Raw genomic sequence first — 1482 nt, 5'->3', positions numbered from 1 at the left:
GCCGGCGGTGCGCTCGGCTTCGACAGGCTGACCGCGACGGGCGAGGCGACGCTGACGGCGGGCGGTGCCCTGACCGGCACGACACTCTCGGCCGGCAGCGCAGAGCTGCGGGCGGCTTCGCTCGATCTTGGCACGGCGACGGTGACGCAGGCACTGACGGCGACCTCGACGGTCGGCGACGCCCGCTTCGCCAGCTTGAAGGCGGGCAGCGCGGGCCTGACCGCGGCGGGCAAGCTGACGGTGACGAGCGGCACTGTCGATGGCGTTCTGACGGCGACTTCGGCCGGGACGGGCGCTTCGACACGCTGGCGGCGGGGTCGGTGACGGCGGCGTCGGGTGCGGGCCTGACGCTCGGCACGGTCACGACCTCCGGCGACCAGGACTGGACGTCGGCCGGCGACCTCGGGTTTGGAAAGCTTGAGACCACCGGCGCGGGCGGCATTACGGTGGCGTCCACTGGCGGCCAAGTGACCGGCGGGATGTTGACGAGTGCGACGGGCGCGACGGTCTCGGCGAAGACGGCGCTGTCGGTGGACGACCTGACGGCGGCCGCCGACGCGCGGCTGTCGGCCGGCTCAAGCCTCAAGACCAAGACGGTGACGGCGGGCACGCTGACGGCCGATGCGGGGGGTGACCTCGGCTTCGGCACGGCGCAGGCGGCGGTACTGACGGCCGATGCCGGCGGTGCGCTCGGCTTTGACAGGCTGACCGCGACGGGCGAGGCGACGCTGACGGCGGGCGGTGCCCTGACGGGCACGACGCTCTCGGCCGGCAGCGCGACGCTGCGGGCGGCTTCGCTCGATCTCGGCACGGCGACGGTGACCGAGGCGCTGACGGCGGCCTCGACGGCCGGCGATACCCGCTTCGCCAGCCTGACGGCGGGCCGTGCGGATCTGACCTCGGCGGGTGCGCTGACGGTGACGAGTGGCACGGTCGATGGCGTTCTGGCGGCGACGTCGAGCGGCGACGGGCGCTTCGACACGCTGGCGGCGGCGTCGGTGACGGCGTCGTCGGGCGCGGGCCTGACGCTTGGCACGGTGACGACGTCGGGCGACCAGGACTGGACGTCGGTCGGCGACCTCGGCTTCACGCAGCTGGCGACGACGGGCACCGGCGGCATCGCGGTGGCGTCCACTGGCGGCCAGGTGACCGGCGGGACGCTGACGAGTGCGACGGGCGCGACGGTCTCGGCGAAGACGGCGCTGTCGGTGGACGACCTGACGGCGGCCGCCGACGCGCGGCTGTCGGCCGGCTCGAGCCTGACGACCAGGACGGTGACGGCGGGCACGCTCGCGGCAGATGCCGGTGGCGACCTCGGCTTCGGCACGGCGCAGGCGGCTTCGCTGACGGCCGGGGCCGGCGGTGCGCTCGGCTTCGACAGGCTGACCGCGACGGGCGAGGCGACGCTGACGGCGGGCGGTGCCCTGACCGGCACGACACTCTCGGCCGGCAGCGCAGAGCTGCGGGCGGCTTCGCTCGATC

The 1482-nt window shown here is 75.0% G+C and carries 2 protein-coding genes; both read left to right on the top strand.

From position 1 onward, the window contains the following. The coding region (locus tag NPA30_RS19520; protein ID WP_256804463.1) for a hypothetical protein at positions 1 to 324 on the top strand (324 nt) is incomplete at its 5' end. Continuing rightward, a partial coding sequence (locus NPA30_RS19515; RefSeq protein WP_256804462.1) for a beta strand repeat-containing protein occupies positions 321 to 1482 on the top strand: 1162 nt, incomplete at its 3' end. The genes NPA30_RS19520 and NPA30_RS19515, both read left to right, overlap by 4 nt.

This window comes from Mangrovibrevibacter kandeliae (genome assembly GCF_024519155.1).
GTDB classification, from domain to species: Bacteria; Pseudomonadota; Alphaproteobacteria; order Rhizobiales; family Rhizobiaceae; genus Mangrovibrevibacter; species Mangrovibrevibacter kandeliae.
This window is presented reverse-complemented; position numbering and strand designations above follow the sequence as displayed.